This is a genomic window from Bifidobacterium miconis, from assembly GCF_019331735.1.
GTDB lineage: Bacteria > Actinomycetota > Actinomycetes > Actinomycetales > Bifidobacteriaceae > Bifidobacterium > Bifidobacterium miconis.
In genome coordinates this window covers 1-1,215 of record NZ_JAHBBH010000086.1, presented here as the reverse complement: position 1 = coordinate 1,215, position 1,215 = coordinate 1, and the positions used below count along the sequence as shown (strand labels likewise).

The following is a 1,215-nucleotide window of genomic DNA, read 5'->3' as shown; positions in this document are numbered from 1 at the left end:
AGGCCGCCGGCGAAGTACATCGTGAACGTGAACAGGAACAGGATCACGCGACGCGGCTTGAAATCCACACGCGACAAGGCGAACGCGGCCGGCAGGGTCACGATCATGTTCAACGCCGTGCCCACCACCGAATACACGATCGTGTTCTTATAGCCGATCCAAATACGACTATCGGAGAACACCTTCTCGTAGCCGCCGAAACTGATGTCCACCGGCAGGACGGTGACCTTGCCCGTCGAGACCATCGCCGGATTCGAGAACGACGCGATCACCACGAACCACAACGGGTAGATCACCACCGCCACGATCAAAGCCAGCAAAACCCAGATCACGATGTCCGCGACCCAGTCGCCCGGCTCCCGGTGCTGCGCCACATGCTTGTTGAACGGAATATCATCACCGGACCGCTTCACGGCCGGGGAAACACTTGCGGTGCTCATAACGCTCTAACCCTTGCCTTTCCTTGACGACCGCTTAGAAGATGCTCGTGTCCGACACGCGCTTCGAGATCCAGTTCGCCAGAATCAGGAACACGAAATTGATCAACGTGTTGAACAAGCCGATCGCCGTAGCATACGAGAACTGGAACGACTTCAAACCGATCATGTACGTATACGTCGCGATCACCTGAGAACCCGGCAGGTTCATCGCGTTCTGCATCAGCAGCACCTTCTCGAAACCAACGCTCAGGATGCTGCCCATGTTCATGATCAGCAGGATCACGCACGTCGGCATGATCGTCGGGATGTCCACGTAACGGATCAACTGCATGCGGCCCGCGCCATCGATCTTCGCCGCCTCATACAACGACACATCCACCGAAGACAAGGCCGCGAGATAGATGATCGCGTTCCAACCGCAATGCTGCCACACCTCGCTCAGCCAGTAAATCGGCGCCACCATGTTCGGATTGTCCAACAAGCTCGTACCACCGAAGAACCGGCCCAACAACCCCGTGTTCGGCGTCAGGAAAATGTTCAGCATCGCCACGATCACCACCGTCGAGATGAAATGCGGCATGTACGTGATCGTCTGCACGAACCCCTTCACCTTCGTGCTATGAATCTGATTGATCAGCAGCGCCAAAACGATCGGGGCGATGAAACCAAGCACCAGAGTACCAAGACTGATCTTGATCGTGTTGATCATGACCTTGCTGAACATCGGCGACGTGAAGAACTGGTTGAAATACTTCAACCCAACCCAACGACCACC

General features: G+C 55.9%; 2 protein-coding genes. Both read right to left on the bottom strand.

All coding sequences use genetic code 11. The features are described from left to right. Window positions 1–440 (bottom strand): ABC transporter permease family protein (locus KIH79_RS12705; protein WP_476695643.1); only part of this gene is annotated, 440 nt, incomplete at its 3' end. Between the two features lie 34 nt (window positions 441–474). Further along, window positions 475–1,215: ABC transporter permease (locus KIH79_RS12700; protein WP_219059716.1), on the bottom strand; the 741-nt coding region annotated here is incomplete at its 5' end.